Genomic DNA, 21582 nt, shown 5'->3' on the forward strand with positions numbered 1-21582 from the left:
TAATGAGTTGCCAAGCTTAATCGTTCCCAGCCGTCTAGGAAGATATCAACCGTAAAAGAAGCGCAGTACATGAGACTTCCGAGAGCTAACGCAATAGCAATAAGTGACCCAACTAAGCCGTTTCTATTTTTCAATTTTATAACCAACGCCCCACACCACCTTCACATATCGCGGATTTTTCGGATCCGCTTCGATTTTCTCTCGAATTTTTCGTATATGCACCGCTACGATATTTTCTGCGTTATATGCTTGTTCATTCCACACGCGTTCATATATTTCATTGATTGAAAATACGCGACCTGGATGTTTCATCAGTAGTTCCGTTATTTTAAATTCAATTGGAGTTAGGCGAACGGGCGTCCCTTCCACCGTCAGCACTTTCTCCTCTTCATTTAAAACAAGACCATTTACTTCAATGACTTTTTGCCCTTCATACGTCCCTAACTGCACATACCGGCGAAGTTGCGACTTCACACGAGCCATCAACTCAAGCGGATGGAATGGCTTCGTGACATAGTCGTCCGCCCCCACTGACAAGCCGTGGATTTTATCCGTGTCTTCCACTTTCGCACTCAACATAATAATCGGGATATTTTGCACTTCCCGTATCTTGAATGTTGCCGTGATCCCATCCATATTCGGCATCATAATATCTAAAATCAATAAATGGATTTCATTCAACGCCAGCAACTCTAACGCTTCTTGACCATCTTTCGCCTTCAGTACACGATATCCTTCATTTTTCAAATAAATTTCAATTCCCTCGCGAATTTCTTTATCGTCATCCGCCACAAGCACTGTAAAGTCTGCCATGTACGTCACCCCGTCTCACTAATAACTTCATTCTACCACCACACTCTTAATAAAGACTGAGGATAAATATGAAGAAAATCTTAAGATGTTTTCGAATAAATTCTTTTGCGCTCATTAAACTGCCTTAACCGCTCTTAAAAATCCACAAGTGCTCATAGAACACGGCCAAGCGCTCTATCATGCCACACAAGCGCTCATAGAACACATCCAGCCGCTCTATGCACCGTCACAACCGCTCATAGCTGATGTATAATCTTCAATAAGAATGCCACACTCTTATAATGGAGGTGGCGAATATGCCTAATAAGAAGAACAAGAAGAAAAATGAGCAGATGCGCGAGGAGTATGGCGCAGGTTATGATCTGAGTCCTGACGATTTTGATGTAATTGGACAGAATGATGCGGCTAAAAAGAATAAAACGAATTCAAAGAAGAATAAGCAGACGGAAGGTAATCAACCGTTTAATCCTTCATGATTTTGAAGGAGAACGCATCGTTATCGAATACAATCATTCTTTTTCATTCATCACACACAAAAAGAGCAGCCAATTTTGGCTACTCTTTTTGTGTGTGTTTTGACTTCTAGTTATCCCAGCTGCTCATACAGCAATCCATACTTCCGCTGAATACGCTGTAAGATTTTCATCCAACTAGCTCCAAATACGACAATGAAAAACACATTGGATAAGGCATGTGCGAGGTCAAAGTAGATACTCGATGCAAAAATCCCCGCAACGTATTTCCAAGACAATGCCTCGATATTCCCTACGATTACCCATGTATTCATGAACCAGCCGAATATATAGCCCCAGACGAAACCAAATGTACATTTTCCCCACAATGTCTTCATAAACGCGGTATTACGCAATAGTCCCGCAGTCATTCCCATCATGCCCCACGCATACATTTGCCATGGTGTCCAAGGCCCTTGACCGAGAAAGAAGTTCGAGACAATCGCCGCGACCGCTCCAACGATGAAGCCCGACTCCGCACCAAATACTAACCCCGCCATAATGATGATGAACGAAGTCGGCTGAATACTCGGAAGTCCAGCGAATGGAACACGCCCAACTGCCGCAATCGCTGCAAGCATCGCCAGCAAGACGACCTCTCTTCCCCCTACATCCCGCCACTCAAAGCGTGCAAAAAATGGAATCATAATGGCCGCGATCATGATCATGCTAAGTAACAAATACGCTCTATAATGAAAGAACACGATGGAAACGACAAGCAAGGATAATAATACGAATGAAACAATCAGTAAATACTTTCGCGAACGGCCCATGTCGCTACAGCCTCCTCATACGTCAAAACTTCAGGCTGTTTTGTTTCCCGCGTCGCACGATTAATCGCCGTCGTGTAGAAATAATTGCCTTTGAATAATTCATCCGGTGTACCATCCGCCGCGATTTCTCCGTCAAACATCATCGCACACCGTTCTGCATAACTCGCCGCAAAGCCGATGTCATGCGTCACCATAAAAATGGTCAGCCCGTCTTGCTGCAAACTATACAATAACTCACCTAAATGCTTCTTGGAAACGGGATCCATTCCCTTCGTCGGTTCATCGATAAACAACATCTCGGGTTCACCTAACAAAATACAAGCAAGTGCCGCTTTCTGGACTTCTCCACCTGAGCAATCATACGGATGACGCGTACGTAAATGGGAAATACCAAACGCTTCAAGTAAATGATGCATCCGTTCCGTTACATCGGGTAGTTTCAAACGCCCACCAATACTTTGCATTTCTTCTTCAATCGTTTGCTGGACAAAATACGTTCGCGGATTTTGTGGCAAATAGGCAATTTTTCCAAGCCACTCAGAATCCTTCATTTTCTTCATATCCTGCCCATTCAAACGGACTTTGCCACGTTGCGGTTTTATACTGCCGAGACTTGCGCGTAAAGCAGTTGTCTTCCCACTGCCATTTCCACCAACCATTGCAAAAAACTGACCTTTCGGAATCCGTAACGTAAAACTTTTCAAGACGAATGGTGCTTTCTTTTGATACTGGAAAAACACATCATCCATCTCGAGTACCCATTGCTCTTTCAATTGATTTGATTGCGCCTCTACAGGCACTATTTCATGCTCTTCACGACCGATCCACTGTTTACATTCTTTCACAGTCAAAGGAATTGCCGAAATGATAGGTGTCTCTTCAAATTCCATATAGAGCCGTGCGAATGTAGGTAAGTATGGAAAGAACTGTGTAGCGCAATCCGCATATAACTCTCCAATAACTTGACGACTGTCTCCCTCGTACCGAACTTCACCTGATTCCATCAGTACGACCCGGTCCGCCACTGCATACAATTCTTCCAAACGGTGTTCGACCAATACAATCGTCATGCCCGTTTCTTTATTCAGACGCTCAAGCATCAGTATTAACTCTTTTGCCGCTACCGGATCGAGTTGTGATGTCGGTTCATCAAGCAATAGCACACGCGGTTTCATAAGTAGTACCGACAGTAGATTCAATAACTGCTTTTGTCCACCTGACAACTCGGAAGGCTTTGCGCTCAGCAAGTCCTCTACTCCGAAAAAGTGAACCATTTCCGCTACCCGTTTACGCATTTCAAAAGTAGAGTAACCTAAGTTCTCCAGCCCGAAAACGATCTCTTGCATCACTTCATCCATGACGATTTGATTGTCTGGATCTTGGAACACATAGCCGACTTGCTCGACCATCTGCCGCTCTCCCCACTCATTGATCAACTTACCCTTATAGAGAATTTCTCCTTCAAGTTTTCCTGTCGGCATCAATTCCCTCTTCAATAATTTCAATAAAGTCGTTTTACCACTACCGCTTGCGCCTCCAATGACAAGGAACTCGCCTTCATTGACGGAAAGTGAAATGTCCTTTAGCACATGCTGATCTGTGTTTGGAAAAGAAAACGAGACGTGATTCAAATTGAATAATTCCATTTCAGTTGTTCTCTCCCTTCTACAAATACCGGAAACAGCGCGATAGCCATGCCGCAAGTGAATACAACCCAATCAAGCAATGATAGATGCAATGTACCAAGTTCCGGATAAATAATGATCTTTCCATAGCCCAACAATCCACCCGTGCCGCATATGACGAATGCTACGAGTAAATAACTCATCCAACGTTTATCCGACTTCGTCATGCGATACGGAATATACGGACGTCTTGTACCAGAACCATACCCTCGCGCTTTCATAGAATCCGCCGTCTCCACAGCTTCTTCCAATGACCACGATAGCAGAATTTGTAACATCGACATCCCGCTCTTCGCACGCTCACGCAATGTTCCTTGTGTCATCGTCATGCCCTTCAGACGCTGAACATCCTGGATTTCGGTCAACCGCCTTTTTAGCAATGGCACAAAACGGATGGACATCATAATTAGAAATGCAGTCCTCGGTAGGATTCTAGCGAAAATATATAATAATTTATTACCGTTCAGGACGATATTTAATGAAACGAATAGTAGAAGAATCATCAACAACGACATTGCCGTCACGACACCATAGAGCATCGCTTCTAGTGTCACTTGTTTTCCAAAGAGATCAAACCACACATGCGTTCCCCTTGAATTAATCAATGGATTGATCACAATAATTAGCACAGTCATAGTCATCATCAACGGCGTCCACTGCTTCATCGCTTGTCCACCGTCATGTGATAAATTGACCCCAATTAATGCCAGGCAGCCGGCTAGTAAAAAGATCGGATGATTGAAGAACATTGCAAAAAAGCCAAGGCAACTATAATAAAAAAACATCACGAAAGGGTGAATTGCCTGTATTCCATTGCCCATAACCCTTCCCCTCTCTACTCCCTTAAAATACTACACGTTAAAGACAGACAATCTTGCACCACGCGGGTGCAAGATTGTGTGATCATTTTGTATTCAAAAACTCTATTAACATTTTCATAGCATGTGCACGAGACGTAGAGTTACTCGGCATAAAGTTGCCATTCTCTCCTTTTGCCATCTTCAAATCATATAGCATGCTCATCGCTTTTACAGCTTCCATATTGTATGAACGAATATCACGGAAAGGCGCCATTTTTTCGAACTTATACACTTCGCCATTCTTCACTTCATACGCACGGTATAACATAAGCGCCATCTGTGCACGCGTTACTTCTTGTGCGGGCATAAATTTGCCGTCTCTTCCCTTAACCAAACCATGATGGTACGCAGCTGCAATTTCTGCTTGTGTACTTGAAGCATACTTTTGTATATCAGGGAATGGCGCTTTCTTGTCCGTTTCCAAATCCAATGCACGAACTAAAATAGATACAGCTTGCGCACGTGTCAGTGATTGATTCGGCTTGAACGTATGATCTTTATAGCCACTCGCAATTCCTAGCTCCACTGCTTGATTAATATAATCCTTTGCCCAGTGTGTTTGAATATCCGTAAACTGTGGAGTTGGAGTTGGAGTTGGATTCGGTTTTGGATTTGGATCTGGTTTTGGATCTGGCTTCGGATCCGGTGTTGGTTCAGGATCTGGCTTCGGATCCGGTGTTGGTTCAGGATCTGGCTTTGGCGACGGAACGACAGGTACTTCCGTGAAGTTGTACAATATACCTTTGCCTTTCGTGAACAAATCAAATGCCACTAAAGCTTGCAATGCTTGCTCCGTTGCCATTGCGTTCGAACGGCTATCTCCTGCTGTATGCTGGAAGCCACCGTCAGATGTTTGGAAACTCAACAGGTGGTCAATTAAGTTGATACCATTCTTCGTGAACATCGGTATACGTGGATCAATTTGATTAGCAGTTAGACCGATGATAACTTGCGATGTCGCTTCGCTTGAAATACCGCCAACGAACGCTTCGTCGAATCCACCAGTTGGACCTTGATTGACAGATAGATAATTGACCGCTCGATCAACAGCTTTCTTTACAACTGGTTGATCAGTGTATGGAGCTAAACCAATAAGCGCCATCGCAGTCATATCATAGCTCGCTGTTCCTGTACTACTCGTAGACAAACTCCACGCACCATCTTCGCGCTGATAGCTCAATAGCTCAGCCACTATTTTCTCTCGATTCCAACGTGCTTTTTTCGGAATCTCATAATTTTTTGTATCGAGTGCAATTAATGCATAGATTAAACCATTTGTCCCTTGGCGTATCATTGTATCTGTATTTGCTACATCAATACTGTTATAAATTTTATCAAGTAAATTGACACCATTCGTATTCGTAGGATCTTTACCGATCGCTACAGCGGCTATAGTCAGACGTTCTGCATCCGTTATTTTCAGTCGGGCTTGCCCTACAATTTGATTTTGTATATGTTGATTGAACGCTTCATTATAGCTTGCTGGAACCGCTACTCCTGCTTTTGCTAATCCTACGGCTACCCAGTCACTAGATACTGGTTTACTAAGTACATATTTTGTAACTTTCTCAATCGCTTCAGACACGCGCTTCGAATCGGTAGAAGGTGTAGAAATAGCGGCTTGCGGGCTTATATTACTTTGTTGAACATCCGAATTCGCTAAAGCAACTGAACTCGTTGCAGGTAACAGCATCGTTACTGCTAGTAAAACACTTGCAATGATAGATACATAACGCTTAAACAAATGATTTCCCCCTTATCCTAGTTTGGTAATTGAACGTATAAAAGCCCTTGCCTCCAGAAAGAGACAAGGGCACTATGTATAAGCGGACTTCAGTTAATGACTTATTACATCCAATACACTATGCATACCTCTTCCTGGGAGGCGTAACGCATGGTATTTTGGCAAGTCTCCTGACTTATGGATCATCACATCTTCAACCTTCCCAGTATTTCACCAGTGGTGTTTTGAAGATATTTCCCATTTACAGTGGCCGGACCGTACAGGATTCTCACCTGTTTCCTTTTCATCTTTACAATAATGTAAAGAACCAAAATATTCTATTCAATTTTACATTAGTATATCACATGCTCACCTGCTACTTTTTATTATTTCAAAAGAATAGTATAAAAGACCGATGAAAGAATCTCTCATCGGTCTTTTCGTGAATATTATTTATTTCATCACGTGCTATATAAGTGAGTGAATGCTTACAGCTCCTGATAATCCCGCTGATAGACTCCGCCGTCTTTCACTTCTGCATGATAAAGTGCTTTCAGTGCAAAGCTTTTCTCTAGCTCATGCTCTTTCATAATCTCTTTCAATCGCCTGTTTAACTCTGGGCTATGCTTTACGAGCTGAAGCATCTTAGGTTGTGAATATTGCACGAAAATCCCCTCCTCATTTCATTTGTTTCTATAGTATAACACGGCTATGGTTCTTGATGTATGAAAGGAAATTGTTCTTCTAGCTGGAAATCACCCTCAACTTTCATGTATACTGGCACAAGCACAAGCTAATGACTATGGGCAAGTAAATGAATTGCACTACAGAACCAACTTACATATTGGACGAGAAGGAATTTTTCTCGTCTTTTTTATTTTCACTAGTAATGACTTTGTCAACAAACCGCCTTTTATTTAGCGTTTATACGGGCGACTAAATGGGTATTGTCAAGTGTATGTGTGCAATTTTATTGTGCTTTTTCGATTATATACTTAGCTCATTTCACAAACCACATTCAAAAGGAGGACCTATGAAAAAAGTATCGTCAACATTTTATATTACGTTAGCAGCGGTCGTATTGGCTGTCGGTTATGGTGTAATTGCTCCCGATCACTTTGAGGCTGTCACGCTCGTTATAAGGAACTTCATTTCTGATTCATTCGGCTGGTATTACTTACTGACAGTTTCTATGTTATTCTTCATCTCAGTTTATTTGATATTCAGTCCACTCGGCAGGATTCGATTGGGGAAAGACAGTGATAGACCGCAGTTTTCTATGTTCTCTTGGCTTGCGATGCTATTTTCCGCCGGTATGGGAATTGGACTCGTGTTCTATGGAGCTGCAGAACCTCTTTCACATTATGCAGTAAGTTCAGCTACTGCACCTACTGAAACGAAAGAAGCGTATAAAGAAGCGATGCGTTCAACATTTTTCCATTGGGGCTTCCACGCATGGGCCATATACGGTATGACCGCTTTAGCACTAGCTTACTTCCAGTTCCGCAAAGGTCAGCCTGGATTGATTTCTGCTACACTTCGTCCGATTTTCGGTAATCGTGTAGAAGGTAAACTCGGAACCGTCATTGATGTCTTTGCAGTTTTCGCTACTGTCTTCGGCGTCGCAACATCACTTGGATTTGGAGCAGTCCAGATCAACGCAGGTTTGAATTACTTATTCGGTGTACCGATCGGTTTCTGGTCTCAATTTATTATTATTGGGGTCGTGACTGTATTATTCCTAATATCCGCTTGGAGCGGTCTTGGAAAAGGCATTCGTATTTTATCAAATACAAATATGGTATTAGCTCTTACACTGTTGGTCTTTATCATTGCACTCGGTCCAACTTTGCTGATCTTCAATATGTTCACTGATTCTATCGGTGGATATTTAGAGCACCTCATTCGTATGAGTTTCCGTACAGCACCACTTACACCTGAAAATCGTTCATGGTTGAATGACTGGACACTATTCTACTGGTCTTGGTGGATAGCGTGGTCACCATTTGTCGGCATGTTCATTGCCCGTGTTTCAAAAGGTAGAACAATTCGTGAATTCATGATCGGTGTGCTTGTAGTACCGACTTTATTGAGTGCCATTTGGTTCTCAGCATTTGGTACGACAGCTATTGAAACACAAAAGGCAGGCATTATCGATCTAGCCTCAACTGCAACAGAGTTGACGATTTTTGAGATGTTCAGTGGATTGCCTTGGTCATTCGTCATTTCAGTTGTCGCTATTTTGCTGATTACATCATTCTTCATTACATCAGCGGATTCAGCTACATTTGTACTCGGCATGCAGTCTTCATATGGTTCATTGACTCCACCTAATAACTTAAAAGTTGTCTGGGGTGTCATTCAGTCTTCCATCGCGATTATTCTATTATATGTTGGTGGTTTGGATGCACTTCAAAACGTCATCATCATAGCAGCCTTACCATTCTCCATCATACTGATCATGATGGTCGTCTCGCTATTCAAATCTTTAAAAGAAGAGCGAAAAAAAGTAAAACGAAAATAAAAAATGAACACTGCGCACATGCGTAGTGTTCATTTTTTTATTAGTTCGAGGCTTTTTCGATTGCTTGTTTCAAATCTGCGATAATATCGTCTACTGACTCTAACCCTACAGACAAGCGGATTAACTCCTCGCTAACGCCTGAATTCTTCAAGTCTTCTACGGACAACTGCTGGTGAGTAGTAGAAGCCGGATGAATGATTAATGATTTTGCATCTCCCACGTTCGCTACATGAGACCAGATTTCTACATTGTCGATGACTTGTCTTCCTGCATCGCGTCCACCTTTGATACCGAATACGATTATTGATCCATACCCGTTTTTCAAATGTTTATTGGCCAATTCCGCCGTTGGATGATCTTCTAGACCTGTATAGGTTACCCATTCGACAGCTGGATGTTCTTGCAGGAAGGCCGCAACCTTTTGCGCGTTTTCATTGTGGCGAGGCACGCGTAAATGAAGTGTCTCTAAACCTTGCAACAAGTTGAACGCACTGTCCGGCGACAAGCATGGGCCGAAGTCTCTTAGCAATTGCACGCGCAATTTCGTTGCGAAAGCCGCTGCTGCCGTGTCGATTCCGTAACGTAAGCCATTATACGATTCATCCGGCTCTGTAAAGCCAGGGAATCTACCTTGTGTCCAATCGAATGTCCCTGCATCTACTGCTACACCACCGATAGTCGTACCGTGTCCGCCAATCCATTTCGTTGCTGAGTGGATCACTACGTCTGCACCATACTCGATGGGGTTTGATCCATATGGAGACGGGAATGTGTTGTCTACTAGCAATGGGATTCCATTTTCGTGTGCAATGTTCGCAACAGCTTCCACGTCAAGCACTTGCAAACTCGGGTTACCGATTGTTTCTGCAAACAAAGCTTTCGTTTTATCTGTAATGGCCGCTTCAAAGTTCTTAGGATCCGAAGCATCCACAAACTTTACTTTGATGCCGAAGCGCGGTAATGTTACGGCGAATAAATTGTATGTACCACCGTAAAGATTACTTGCTGCAACAATTTCATCGCCCGCTTCAGCAATATTCATAATAGAGAATGCGATGGCCGCCATTCCCGAAGCCAACGCGACTGCCGCTGTTCCGCCTTCTAGCTGTGCGACACGTTCTTCGAAAACTGCTACTGTCGGGTTCGTAATTCTTGTATAAATATTACCTGCTTCTTTTAAGCCAAATAGGTTTTGTGCGTGTTCCGTGTCTCTGAATACATAAGAAGTCGTACGATGAATCGGTAAAGCCCGTGAGCCTGTTTCCGGATCCGGTTTTTGCCCTCCGTGTAATAGTATCGTTTCTGGCTGTAAATTCGTCATAACCATTCCCCTTTTTCATGTATTGATGGAACACCGAAACTCCCCGAATATCTTTTCTCTGGGACTAGACAAGGAAAACGTAGGCGTGTGATTCGCTCTTTTTATATAGAAAAAGCCCATCTTCCATAATAAGAAGAGGGCTCTGCTTTCGCTCATTCCCCCTTATCTTCCAAACTACCGAAAGTTTGTAGGAAGTAGCACCTTTGCTTCCGCCGGTTGCCGGGCATCACAGGGCCTAATCCCTCCGCCGCTCTTGATAAGAGTGTGTCTATTCGTTTTCCATCGTTGAAAAATAGTATACGGCTATTCCTAGTCTATTGCAAGGATTTAATAGAATGTTTAGAAATTAGCATTACTTTCAATATGATGAATTGACAGTAAGAGTGAAGAAAGCACCGTAGTGAGTTTAATGAAGTTTCTTACTTGCGACTCCATTTGAAAAATCGCCAGAGACATGTTCAGTGAACGATGTACTGGCGATTGTGCTTATTTAGAATATGTCCCACCATATTTTCACGGCGGAGGCTATGATTAGCGCGGCTAAAATGCTTTGTAATACTTTAGTATTTACTTTGCGGCTAACTTTTACACCGATCGGAGCTGCGATGATGCTTGCGGCGATCATGACGAGAGCTGGTCCATAGGGTACTTGCCCTGTTAAGAGCTTGCCTGATGCTGAGCCCACTGATGACAATAACGTAATCGCGAGTGATGTAGCGATCGTAACGCGTGTAGGAATTTTTAGTATCACGAGCATAATCGGTACCAAAATGAATGCACCACCAGCTCCGACAATCCCAGCTGCCAAGCCGACGATAAAGGCTGCACTAGAAGCAACGAAGCGATTGAATGTAATCTCATCAACCGGCTGATCGTCGAGACCTTTTTTCGGAATAAACATCATAATTGCCGCCATAACAGCTAGAAAACCATAGACGACGTTGACAGTAGCTTCTGTTAGCATACTAGAACCGGCACCGCCGATCACACTACCGACTAATACACTGATTCCCATGTAGAGAACGAGTGGTTTCAAGATCAGATTACTCTTTCTATACGCTAAAACTCCTGAAAGTGATGCAAAGAACACTTCAACTGCAGTAATCCCAGAAACTTCATGTGGTGTAAATGCAGCAAAACCCAGTAGCGCAGGAATAAATAGCAACATTGGATATTTAACAATTGCGCCGCCAATTCCCATCATACCGGAAAGGAACGAGCCGACGAATCCAATGAGGAAGATCGTGATAATAAATGGAATGGTCATGATGTTCTCCCTTCTTCCTGATGAAAGAGGGAGACAGCAATTCCCTCTATCCGTAGTTTACCCTTTTTGGATCCAGAATTTAAAGACATCGGACTCTTGTTGCTGATCTTTGATTTCATGATTGCCTGAAGCTGCCCATGCAGTAAGATCGGATACTGATCCTTTGTCTGTCGTATGAATTTCAAGAATATCTCCTACTTGCAAATCCTTCATTGCTTTCTTTGCACGTACGATCGGCATTGGACATGCCAGGCCTTTTGCGTCTAAAAATGTTGTTGTACTCATATATATCTTCTCCTTTTAATATGTTTTTTATTTTTTGTTTTGTTTTCACTATAAATTAAACTACATACTTACCGAACTGCACAGCGATTTGGTCCAATCTCCATCTCGCGTTGCGTTTCTTCATCAGGCTCAATTTTCCCCATATTCATCTGACGAATTTCTTGATACGCATTAGGCTGCGGAGGCAAGTTACCCGTGACTAATTCTCTAAACTCTTTTTCATCCTGAATATTCAAGCCATGATTTTTTTCATACAATACGCTAAGCTTCTCCGCCACGCTACCATCTTCATTCAACTCATCTATAATCATGAAGTGTGCAGGTAAGACTATTAAGTCCTCAGATAATTTTTTATAGCGACTATACAAAGACTCACGTAAATCACCTACCCAATCTTCCGCTAAACCAGCTAAATCTGGACGTCCGATCGAATCAATGAACAGAATATCGCCTGTCATCAAATAGCTGTCATCGACGATAAATGAAGTCGAACCAATTGTGTGTCCTGGCGAATAAAGTGCTTGAATATCAATTTTGGTTTCACCTATCTGAATGAATGTATCACCTTCTAACGCTGCATATTCAAATACTGCCTCTTCTGCATCTTTCGGAGGCAGCCAATACGTTGCACCCGTGGCTTTTGCAATCTGACGACCACCCGAAATATGATCAGCGTGCAAGTGCGTATCAAGTACGTTTGTGATCTTGATACCGCGCTGCGTAGCAAAATCCAAGTACACATCCGTCATACGTGTTGCATCAATGATTGCCGCTTCCCCACCAGACAAGACCATGTAGGAAAGACATCCTTTACCAAGACGGACGAATTGATAGAGCTCGCCACCCGATTTCAAATCGGCAATTTTCACTGGCTCAAGATACTCGCTCCAAGCTTTCATTCCACCTGAAAGGTAACCTACTGGGAAGCCTGCTTCTTCCAGGATTTCCGCCACCATGATGGACGAACCTTCTTTTGCACAAACAACTAGGATTTCTTCATCTTTTGGCAATTGATCTTCAATTTCTTCAATGCCATCCAATAAATCAAAGTACGGTACATTCAAATGGCGCACTTGCTCGCCTTCGATTTTCCAATCTTCAAATGCACCTTCATTTCGCACATCCAAAATGAATAATGATTCCTTCGCAATGACGCGTTTTGCTACTTCACTTGATTGTATCGTTCTCATTTATTCATACCTCCCGTTGAATTTTCCGTCTCGCTATTCCACTCCGACATACCAGGAATTACATTCGTGACACGCTCAAATCCATTTGCGACTAGTTTTCGACACGCCATGTCACTACGATTACCAGTTCGACATACTACAAAGATCTCGCTGTCCTTACTCAAATACGGCATGCGTTCATCCAACTGGCCTAGAGGAACAGATAGGGCTCCAGGTATATGAGCGAATGCATATTCTGCTACTTCACGAACATCTAGTAACACAGCGTCAGGATTTTGAAGCCGGTCCATCAACTGACTATTGTCGACTGTAACTGGATACTCTTTTTGTGACTGATCTTCCTGACCTGCTTTTCGTACGAAGTGGCTCCATACATCGGCTTCTTTCACATTACCGACGTATTGATGCCCCACACTTTCCGCCCATGCCTGTAAATCTGCAGTAGTACCTGCATCTGTCGACTGGACTTCGAGCACTTGACCATCTTCCATCTCTTTCATCATCTTTCTCGTCTTCACAATCGGCATCGGACAAGCAAGGCCTTTTGCATCTAACACGTTATCTGACTGAATCATTGTATTCCTCCTATACACCCTGGGGTATCTATTTTCACAAAAAAATTAAATAAACAAGTTCACTTGACCATCTTGCGCTTCTCCTAAGTAAGCGGCTACACCGCCATACTCGACTTCTTGTAGAAGTTCTCCTTCATTAAGTCCTAGCAAATCCATTGTCATCGTACAGGCAATCAATCTCACGTCCTGCTCTATTGCCATATCGATCAGTTGTGGTAATGTCATCGCGTTATGCTTTTTCATTACTTGCTTGATCATCTTAGGACCCATTCCTGCAAAGTTCATTTGGGATAACCCCATTTTGTCTGCTCCACGTGGCATCATTTTCCCAAATGCCTTTTCAATGAAGCTTTTATTACTTTTAATCGGTTCGTCTTTCCGCAATGCGTTCAGTCCCCAGAATGTATGAAAAATCGTTACTTCATGATCATACGCCGCTGCGCCGTTCGCAATAATATAAGCCGCCATCGCCTTATCATAATCTCCACTAAATAATACAATCGTTGTTTTCTTTTGCTCCGTCATGTTCTCGTCCCCTTCTATTTGAAAATTACTTTGTTAAATACCCATAGGGGTATATTATATGTTATAAAAAAAAGAGTCAAGTGATGTTGCTCATCGACTCTTTACTAGAAGATCTACCGCTTCATTAATGATGGATTCATGCGTACGATCATCTGCCTCGTCCAGATTTTCCATGCAAGCGATCAAATTCGAGCTCACGACTACTCCAATTGTACGATCAATAGCAGAACGACTGGCTGATAATTGCGTGATCACTTCTTTACAGTCCTTGCCCTCTTCCATCATACGCAAGACACCTTTGATTTGACCCTCGAGACGCTTTAACCGATTTTTGACTTTATCATCGTATTCCATATCGCTCAACCTCCTTACTGTTAGCTTTATATTATACCCCCTGAGGTATAATGTCAACCGATTGATTTTTATATCGTCAGTACGATTCTATCTTTGACAATAGGACCAGTCAACTTCCAGAATTGTTTCCTTGCAAAACTTGCTCATTCGACATAATTCTAGTATGATGAATAATTTCCCGAAATGTGTTATACTAGTTCTAGTAAGCTATTGTACGCACTTTCCGTCTGATTTTAATGACAAATTACGACAGACTAAATTCCATACTACTGAAGGAGTTGATTCGATTGGCATTCCCACGAAAAGATCGTCCAGTTTCTGATTTTGTAGCATCACGGTATGTAGACGAAGTCATATCTTTCAACCGTAATGAACATGAAGTTTCCGGAACTATACACAAGATTCTCGAAAACTCCGTCATTGTGAAGATTTCTGAAGAAGACGCAGAAAATATTGGAGCAGCTTCCAACATGACTGTCGTTGCACACAAAAATTACACAGTTCAATAATTGTACGTTCGATGCCTTGCAGATTAATGCAAGGCTATTTTTTCACATAAAAACCAGTAACGGCCGCAGGTCATTCACTATAGAAACGTGTATTGGAGATGATTGATTTGATTAATCATACAAATATAGATTTAACGCAAACAACCTCACTAAAAGGGACTTTACGTATTGGCGCTTCGCCAGTAATTTCGCAAGCTATTTTACCCGACGTACTCACTCGGCTACACGCGAAGTATCCAGACATGCGACTCGAACTAACGACTGCCCCTTCTTCTGACATTGTGCGATTACTTAAAAGTCATAAGGTCGACGTTGGTTGCAGTGAACTAGACAACCTACCGTCGTCTGAAGCATTTATGCAAGACGAACTAGTACTTCTTTCTTCTGCTATACACCCACTTGCACGTAAGAGAAGCTCGTCCATCCTAGATTTGCAAAATACACATTGGATTTTACCTGATACGGAAAGTCCTAGTCGTCTATTAATTGATCAATCGCTTAAACAGTATGGAGTACAAGTACAGCCTACTATTATGAGCTCGCCGGAAAGTATCAAACAAGCCGTTCTTAGTGGTCTAGGCATCGCTATTATGTCGCGCCACAGTTGCAAACAAGAGCTCGCAAAAGGCGATCTAACCGTACTCGATTATAAAGTTGCGCCAATCAAACGTGCTTTTTATACAGGAACCCGCTCTAAGACCAATGAAGTACAAGCATTCCTCAGCGAACTCAAAGCCTATTGCCGTCTATGGCAAGTCAACTAGCCCTCTTCTAAGCTCTCGTTTGCTACGCCAGTTCACGAGGAATATTCCCAAACTGATGAGCATGCCTCCTAAAATCAATGACATGGATAACTTCTCATCCAACAGAATCCATCCTGACAATGTCCCGAAGAATGGTGCCAAAAATAGAAACGCACTCGTTCTCTCGGGATTTCCTGTCTGCAATAAATAAAACCAAATAGAAAACTGTATAATCGATGCGGCAATTGCAAGCCACCCTAATATCGCCAAAGACAATGGATTCGCTATGAAAAACGGTTCTTCAATTGCATAACTCGCCATAAATAGGATCAATCCGCCAAATAGCATTTGATATGCAGTCATCACCCATGTATCAAAACGATGGCCATGTACTTTGACGAGCAACGTCGCACAAGCCCACGCTACTGCAGATAAAAATCCTAACACCGTACCAATCTTCAAGTCTAAATGACCGCCCATTGTAATGAATACCCCAAACAAACCACAAATAACGCCAACCCATTGTTGCCAGCCGTAATGAATTTTCAATACAAGCGTCCCGATGACAACGACAAGCAACGGGTTCGTAAACGTTAAAATAGATGTTTCGCCTGACGTGATCGTACGAAGCGCCATAAATATACATCCCATGACCGCAGCTGTCTGCAATGAACCAATCAGCACAAGCCACTTCCACTCTCCAAACGTTTTCGGATGTGGCTTTTTTAATATCTTTACCACCACTGCCATGATAACGCCTGCAATCGAAAACCGCATTGCCACTAGCAATAACGGTGAAGAGTATTCCAATCCAATTTTCCCAATAGCGAATGACGAGCCCATTAAAGCGGTCGTAACGACAACTAAAATGCCGAATGAAAATTTATTCATCCAGTTCGCCTCCCTCTTTCGACTCCACAGAGAGGTCACGCCGCATTTGCATACTATCGATCAACACTTCAATAGCTGGTGGCATATAACGCTTTTCCAAATAAGTTAGATACACAGTTCGGGTCAACGTCTTTGAATCCGTTGTTTTAATGACAATGGTTGGGTCAGGCCCGTGCGCAAAATACTTTTGTGGAATAATCGAAATCCCAATATTCTCCCGCACAAGTTCTACAATTGTTTCAAAACGCTCTACTTCGTAACATATATTCATTCGCACTCCTTCCTCGGCAAACGCAGCAAAAATATCCTGTCTCGTTTGCAACCCAACACTCGTGACAATGAATGCCTCATCTTCTAAGTCGGCTAGCGTAATGGAATTCTTGCCCGCCAGACGATGTTCAGGATGCATGACAACTGCTAATTGCTCTTGATACAAAGGTATCGAGACAATATCCGAAGCTGCTATAAATTGATTGGTTAAACAGACATGGACAGCGTACTGACGGAGCGCTCGCTCAACATCCCCACGGCCTAATACTTCTATTAACTTCACATGCATCGATGGAAACTCCTGACGATATGCAAGTAATATAGAAGGAAGCCAATTCTTCACGGATTCAATCATACCGATCTGCACACTTCCACTGCCTGTCCACTTCACTTCTTTAATCTCTTGTTGTAAAATATCTGCCTCATGAAGAATTTGCAATGCACGCTCATAAATTACGCTACCCGATTCCGTTAGTTGGACACGTTTCGTCGTTCGTTCGAGTAACTGAAATCCGACTTCTACCTCCAAGTTCTTGATCGCTTTGCTGAGCGAAGGCTGCGAAAGATGAAGTTTTTTAGCTGCTTCAGAAAAGCTGGATTGCTGCACCACCATGACAAAATACTGCAATTGCTTGAATTCCATTCATCTCACCTCCACTTATAGCCTGCATGCATGAATATATGAAAAACATGTATTAGAATTAATAAGTACAAACCAGTATAGTAAGAATATCACGTTGGAAAGGGTGAAGTATATTGTTAATTCCATCAAATGAAAAATACTGGTCAGGTCGTACTGATAGCGAGACTGACAGAGCTGCATTCCGAATGCATCAAATCATCCAATTTTCCGAATTAAAAGAAAGCGCTACCAATAAAACTTGTACCCTCATCGGATTTTCTTCAGAAGAAGGTGTACGTCGAAATAATGGCAGACTCGGTGCTGCAGAAGGACCGAATGCCTTACGTAACGAACTAGCGAAACTACCTTGGCGTTTGCCTGCTGACCGTCAGATAGTTGATGTAGGTACTGTTGTATGTAAGCATGGTCAGCTAGAGCAAGCCCAAGCTGAATTAGGCACAGTCGTTCAAAAGAGCCTTCTCTATCATACGAAGCCCGTTATTTTAGGTGGCGGACATGAAACCGCTTACGGTCATTATACAGGAGTTCGAGATTTCCTTGGCCCTGATGCAAAACTTGGTGTCATAAATATTGATGCCCACTTTGATTTGCGTGGCTACGATGAACAACCTTCTTCAGGCACGATGTTCAAGCAGATGCTCGACGCTGATGCGCATGTTGACTACCTCGTGCTAGGTATCCAAGAATTTGGCAACACGGACGCATTATTCGCAGAAGCCGATGCAAAAGGCGTGACATATGTCACAGAACAAGAAATTTCGACAAGTCCTTTAGACGATACATTACAAAAAATACAGTTATTCATTGATAAACAGGACGCTATTTTGTTAACATTGTGCTCGGATGTCCTGAATTCTGCGTATGCTCCAGGTGTAAGTGCGCCGTCTCCCTTCGGATTGGATCCGTTGATTGTACGCTCTTTCATTCAGACTGTTGCATCACATAAGAAAACCCTTTCATTCGACATTTCGGAAATAAATCCGTCACTTGATCATCATAATCAAACGGTTAAGCTGGGGGCCTATCTTACAAATGAAGCAATCTTTGCATTGCTGGGAGGTCGAATCATATGACAATTGAGCTAAATCAAATCTCTACGCTGTTTTTAGCGTTAGCTCTTCTAACACTGGGTACGATGTTAGTCCGTAAAGTCGGCTTTCTCCAGAAATTCTGTATCCCTGCCCCTGTTGTCGGCGGTTTACTATTTGCGCTTTTAGCGACTATTTTGAAGTACTTCAATTTACTGAGTTTTACATTGGATACATCACTGCAAAATTTATTTATGTTGACGTTTTTCACAACAGTCGGTCTTGGCGCTAGTTTTCGTCTAATCCGTCTTGGCGGAAAACTATTGATGATCTACTGGGTAGCTTGTGGCTTCTTAGCACTGGTCCAAAACGTCATCGGTGTCTCCATGTCCTACCTATTTGGTTTGCACCCGTTGATCGGTATGATGGCTGGTGCTGTCTCGATGGAAGGCGGACACGGTGGTGCTACTGCTTACGGAGAAACATTAGAAAGTCTTGGGATTGATTCTGCACTATCCGTTGGTATTGCAGCAGCAACTTTCGGACTCGTAGCAGGCGGTCTAATCGGTGGTCCAATCGTCAAATACTTGATCAATAAATATGATTTAAAATCTACGGAAGTGGTGCATGAAGAAGCATATTCCGTGGAATCATTAGAAAAACCAATCAACACGGATAACTTCCTAACACAGACGTTATTGATTACACTTTGTATCGCAGGCGGTACATTTATCGGCGAGCTGTTCTCTAGCGCTACTGGTTTTGTCATGCCAGGTTACGTAGGAGCGATGTTCGTTGCAGTGATCGTACGAAACATTGTGGATCGCGTGAAAGAAGATGCGGTTCATATGACAAGCATCAATTTGATCGGCGACGTATCACTCGGTATTTTCTTATCGATGGCGTTAATGAGCATCAAGCTGTGGGAAGTTGCAGATTTGGCACTTCCATTGTTGTTGATCGTCTTTGTACAAGTGATCTTCGTCGTGTTGTTTGCAATCTTCGTCCTGTTCCGCTTGCTTGGTAAGGATTACGACGCGGCCGTTATGATTGCTGGTTTCGCAGGCCATAGTCTGGGTGCGACGCCAAACGCAATGGCGAACATGGCAGCCGTCACAGGACGCTACGGCCCATCACGCAAAGCTTTCTTGATCGTCCCTATCGTAGGCGCCTTCCTCATAGACGTCGTCTCGATGCCGATCATCATTACTACGATAAATATATTTGCTTGAGTGTAAATGATAGCAAAATCTAAATCTAACGTTTTATACACTTAAGATATAACTTGTGAGTGCGAAGGGATTGAAGCTCCAGCTGGGGACGCTTTCCGGAGGGCGTGGCTTGAGCCTCCTCGTCGCAAAGTGCGCTCCTGCGGGGTCTCAAGGCGCACGCTGATCCTCCCGGAGTCGCCCCAGCTTCCGCTTCAATCCTACCTAACGAGTGGGGGTACTTATATCGCTCATTGTAGGTAGTGTGTGAATTATTGTTGTGTTTCAACTTATTTAAGTTCAAGGACTGATCAAGTTCTAGATCAAAACTAATTACAAGGCTAGTTTTAATGCACAACAATAAGTGTCAACCACTTGCTATGCAAGGGATTGGTGCGTAGGAGGGGCGACTCCTAGAGGATCAGCTCGACAGATGAGACAACCAAAGGGAGTTCGCGACCTGGTTGGCTCATCGCGAGCCCTCAGGAAAGCGTCCCCTCCGTAGCGCCAATCCCAACCCCAACACCAATTAACCTTACACCATTTCCAAGAACCGACGCTCTCGGTTCTTTTTTTATTCGATTTAAGCGAAATATTCACACACCTCTGTTAAAATGAAAACAGTAATTCGTATCTAGAGAGGAGTCTGCTACATGAAAGAAGAACTGATTGAACGACTTATCCGCTACGCTAAAATCGATACACAATCCGATGCTGCTTCGGACACGACACCGTCCACCGAAAAACAATGGGATCTGCTGCGTGTGCTCGAAAAGGAAATGGCTGACATCGGTCTCGAAGAAATCTCGGTGGACGAAAACGGCTACCTATTCGGCACACTACCGGCTAACACTGACAAACAACTGCCAACAGTGGGCTTCCTAGCGCACGTCGACACCGCGACTGACTACACAGGTACAAACGTCAACCCTCAGCGCATCGACAACTATGACGGTAAAGATATTTCATTGAATGAAACAACCCTCATGAGCGTACAAGCATTTCCTGAGCTTAACAACTACGTCGGCCACACGTTGATTACGACGGATGGAACGACTTTATTAGGTGCTGACGATAAAGCCGGTATCGCCGAAATTATGACAGCTATGCATTATTTAGTTGAACATCCCGAAATCAAACACGGCAAAGTGCGTGTCGGCTTCACACCTGACGAAGAAATCGGACGTGGCCCTCATAAATTTGACGTAGAACGATTCGGTGCAGATTTCGCTTATACAATGGATGGTGGACCGCTTGGAGAACTTCAGTATGAAAGCTTCAATGCTGCGGGTGCAGAAATAACGTTTACCGGAACGAATGTGCATCCAGGAACGGCAAAAGATAAAATGGTCAACTCCCTATTGATCGCGACAGAGTTCCATCAAGCCATGCCGGAACATGATATCCCGCAGGAAACAGAGAACTATGAAGGCTTCATTCATTTGATGGAAGCGAATGGTTCTGTGGAAAAAACTACGTATCAATATATTATTCGTGACTTTGACAAGAATTCTTTTGAAGCTCGCAAACAACTCTTCCAAGATACCGCTACACGTCTTCAAGAGAAGTACGGTGAACATGCGGTGGAGCTGACAGTAACGGATCAGTACTTCAATATGGGCGAGAAGATTACGCCTGTCATGGAAATCGTCGATGTAATGGCAGATGTCTATCGTAGTCTCGATATCAAACCGAAAATCGCGCCAATTCGCGGTGGCACGGATGGTTCACAACTTTCCTATATGGGAATGCCAACGCCAAACATCTTCACAGGCGGTGAAAATTACCACGGTAAATACGAATTTATCTCAGCAGACAATATGGTGAAAGCTACACAAGTCATTATTGAAGCGCTGAAACTTCAGGAACAGCGAGGTTAAGTG

22 protein-coding genes and 2 riboswitches are annotated in these 21582 nt (G+C 43.1%); of the genes, 7 read left to right on the forward strand and 15 right to left on the reverse strand.

All coding sequences use genetic code 11. The annotated features are described in order from the left end of the window. Positions 1-123: 123 nt before the first annotated feature. Entirely contained in the window at positions 124-813 is a 690-nt protein-coding gene (locus CSV72_RS05845; RefSeq protein WP_099677559.1) for a response regulator transcription factor, read from the reverse strand. Positions 814-1109: 296 nt separating this feature from the next. On the opposite strand from CSV72_RS05845, the gene CSV72_RS05850 reads away from it, so the two are divergent. Next, the gene (locus CSV72_RS05850; RefSeq protein WP_233190429.1) at positions 1110-1289 is read left to right on the forward strand and encodes a hypothetical protein; all 180 of its coding nucleotides are present in this window, start codon (positions 1110-1112) and stop codon (positions 1287-1289) included. A 110-nt stretch (positions 1290-1399) separates the two neighbouring features. On the opposite strand, the gene CSV72_RS05855 is transcribed toward CSV72_RS05850, so the two are convergent. From CSV72_RS05855 to CSV72_RS16860, 5 genes are all read right to left on the reverse strand, one after another. Further along, the gene (locus tag CSV72_RS05855; RefSeq protein WP_099677560.1) at positions 1400-2098 is read right to left on the reverse strand and encodes an ECF transporter S component; all 699 of its coding nucleotides are present in this window, start codon (positions 2096-2098) and stop codon (positions 1400-1402) included. After that, positions 2071-3744, reverse strand: a complete 1674-nt coding sequence (locus CSV72_RS05860) for an ABC transporter ATP-binding protein (protein WP_099677561.1) — start codon at positions 3742-3744, stop codon at positions 2071-2073. The genes CSV72_RS05855 and CSV72_RS05860 overlap by 28 nt, the downstream gene beginning before the upstream one ends. After that, the gene (locus CSV72_RS05865) at positions 3726-4604 is read right to left on the reverse strand and encodes an energy-coupling factor transporter transmembrane component T (protein ID WP_099677562.1); all 879 of its coding nucleotides are present in this window, start codon (positions 4602-4604) and stop codon (positions 3726-3728) included. Before CSV72_RS05865 ends, CSV72_RS05860 begins: the two co-directional genes overlap by 19 nt. 82 nt (positions 4605-4686) lie before the next feature. Next, entirely contained in the window at positions 4687-6387 is a 1701-nt protein-coding gene (locus tag CSV72_RS05870) for an S-layer homology domain-containing protein (protein ID WP_099677563.1), read from the reverse strand. A 143-nt stretch (positions 6388-6530) separates the two neighbouring features. Next, positions 6531-6714: riboswitch (cobalamin riboswitch) on the reverse strand. A 140-nt stretch (positions 6715-6854) separates the two neighbouring features. Next, entirely contained in the window at positions 6855-7031 is a 177-nt protein-coding gene (locus CSV72_RS16860) for a hypothetical protein (RefSeq protein ID WP_099625366.1), read from the reverse strand. A gap of 368 nt (positions 7032-7399) precedes the next feature. Between CSV72_RS16860 and CSV72_RS05880 the strand changes: the two genes are divergently transcribed. Continuing rightward, positions 7400-8890, forward strand: coding sequence for a glycine betaine uptake BCCT transporter (locus CSV72_RS05880; protein ID WP_099677564.1), 1491 nt, complete (start codon positions 7400-7402; stop codon positions 8888-8890). 40 nt (positions 8891-8930) lie between these two features. On the opposite strand, the gene CSV72_RS05885 is transcribed toward CSV72_RS05880, so the two are convergent. The 7 genes from CSV72_RS05885 to CSV72_RS05915 form a co-directional block, all read right to left on the reverse strand. Continuing rightward, positions 8931-10211, reverse strand: a complete 1281-nt coding sequence (locus tag CSV72_RS05885) for an O-acetylhomoserine aminocarboxypropyltransferase/cysteine synthase family protein (protein WP_099677565.1) — start codon at positions 10209-10211, stop codon at positions 8931-8933. 159 nt (positions 10212-10370) lie between these two features. Then, positions 10371-10474, reverse strand: a riboswitch (SAM riboswitch). Positions 10475-10701: 227 nt separating this feature from the next. Further along, positions 10702-11478 carry a sulfite exporter TauE/SafE family protein gene (locus CSV72_RS05890; RefSeq protein WP_099677566.1) on the reverse strand — a complete coding sequence of 259 codons (777 nt, stop codon included), beginning with the start codon at positions 11476-11478 and terminating at the stop codon, positions 10702-10704. A 57-nt stretch (positions 11479-11535) separates the two neighbouring features. After that, the gene (locus CSV72_RS05895) at positions 11536-11763 is read right to left on the reverse strand and encodes a sulfurtransferase TusA family protein (RefSeq protein ID WP_099677567.1); all 228 of its coding nucleotides are present in this window, start codon (positions 11761-11763) and stop codon (positions 11536-11538) included. Between the two features lie 68 nt (positions 11764-11831). Further along, positions 11832-12953 carry an MBL fold metallo-hydrolase gene (locus CSV72_RS05900; protein ID WP_099677568.1) on the reverse strand — a complete coding sequence of 374 codons (1122 nt, stop codon included), beginning with the start codon at positions 12951-12953 and terminating at the stop codon, positions 11832-11834. Beyond that, positions 12950-13528 (reverse strand): sulfurtransferase TusA family protein, encoded by a 579-nt coding sequence (locus CSV72_RS05905; protein WP_099677569.1) that lies wholly within the window; start codon positions 13526-13528, stop codon positions 12950-12952. The genes CSV72_RS05900 and CSV72_RS05905 overlap by 4 nt, the downstream gene beginning before the upstream one ends. A gap of 45 nt (positions 13529-13573) precedes the next feature. Continuing rightward, positions 13574-14053: a DsrE/DsrF/DrsH-like family protein gene (locus tag CSV72_RS05910; RefSeq protein WP_099634248.1), complete on the reverse strand. Its 480-nt coding sequence runs from the start codon at positions 14051-14053 to the stop codon at positions 13574-13576. Positions 14054-14143: 90 nt separating this feature from the next. Beyond that, positions 14144-14407: a metal-sensitive transcriptional regulator gene (locus CSV72_RS05915; protein WP_099677570.1), complete on the reverse strand. Its 264-nt coding sequence runs from the start codon at positions 14405-14407 to the stop codon at positions 14144-14146. A gap of 287 nt (positions 14408-14694) precedes the next feature. Between CSV72_RS05915 and CSV72_RS05920 the strand changes: the two genes are divergently transcribed. Continuing rightward, positions 14695-14916, forward strand: coding sequence for a DUF2187 family protein (locus tag CSV72_RS05920; protein ID WP_099631988.1), 222 nt, complete (start codon positions 14695-14697; stop codon positions 14914-14916). Positions 14917-15023: 107 nt separating this feature from the next. Continuing rightward, positions 15024-15680 carry a substrate-binding domain-containing protein gene (locus CSV72_RS05925; RefSeq protein ID WP_158232163.1) on the forward strand — a complete coding sequence of 219 codons (657 nt, stop codon included), beginning with the start codon at positions 15024-15026 and terminating at the stop codon, positions 15678-15680. Here CSV72_RS05925 and CSV72_RS05930 read toward each other — a convergent pair. Together CSV72_RS05930 and CSV72_RS05935 are read right to left on the reverse strand one after the other, a co-directional pair. Next, positions 15663-16550, reverse strand: a complete 888-nt coding sequence (locus CSV72_RS05930; protein WP_099677572.1) for a DMT family transporter — start codon at positions 16548-16550, stop codon at positions 15663-15665. The genes CSV72_RS05925 and CSV72_RS05930 overlap by 18 nt on opposite strands. Beyond that, positions 16543-17463, reverse strand: a complete 921-nt coding sequence (locus CSV72_RS05935) for a LysR family transcriptional regulator (RefSeq protein WP_099677573.1) — start codon at positions 17461-17463, stop codon at positions 16543-16545. Before CSV72_RS05935 ends, CSV72_RS05930 begins: the two co-directional genes overlap by 8 nt. 113 nt (positions 17464-17576) lie before the next feature. Here CSV72_RS05935 and hutG point away from each other — a divergent pair, with 113 nt between their 5' ends. From hutG to pepT, 3 genes are all read left to right on the forward strand, one after another. Next, positions 17577-18536 (forward strand): formimidoylglutamase, encoded by a 960-nt coding sequence (gene hutG, locus CSV72_RS05940; protein ID WP_099677574.1) that lies wholly within the window; start codon positions 17577-17579, stop codon positions 18534-18536. After that, positions 18533-19723: a sodium/glutamate symporter gene (gltS, locus tag CSV72_RS05945; protein ID WP_099677575.1), complete on the forward strand. Its 1191-nt coding sequence runs from the start codon at positions 18533-18535 to the stop codon at positions 19721-19723. The genes hutG and gltS overlap by 4 nt, the downstream gene beginning before the upstream one ends. 629 nt (positions 19724-20352) lie before the next feature. Next, entirely contained in the window at positions 20353-21579 is a 1227-nt protein-coding gene (gene pepT / locus CSV72_RS05950) for a peptidase T (RefSeq protein ID WP_099677576.1), read from the forward strand. The last annotated feature ends 3 nt before the right edge of the window (positions 21580-21582 follow it).

Origin of the sequence: Sporosarcina sp. P20a (assembly GCF_002743175.1) — a bacterium.
Lineage (GTDB): Bacteria > Bacillota > Bacilli > Bacillales_A > Planococcaceae > Sporosarcina.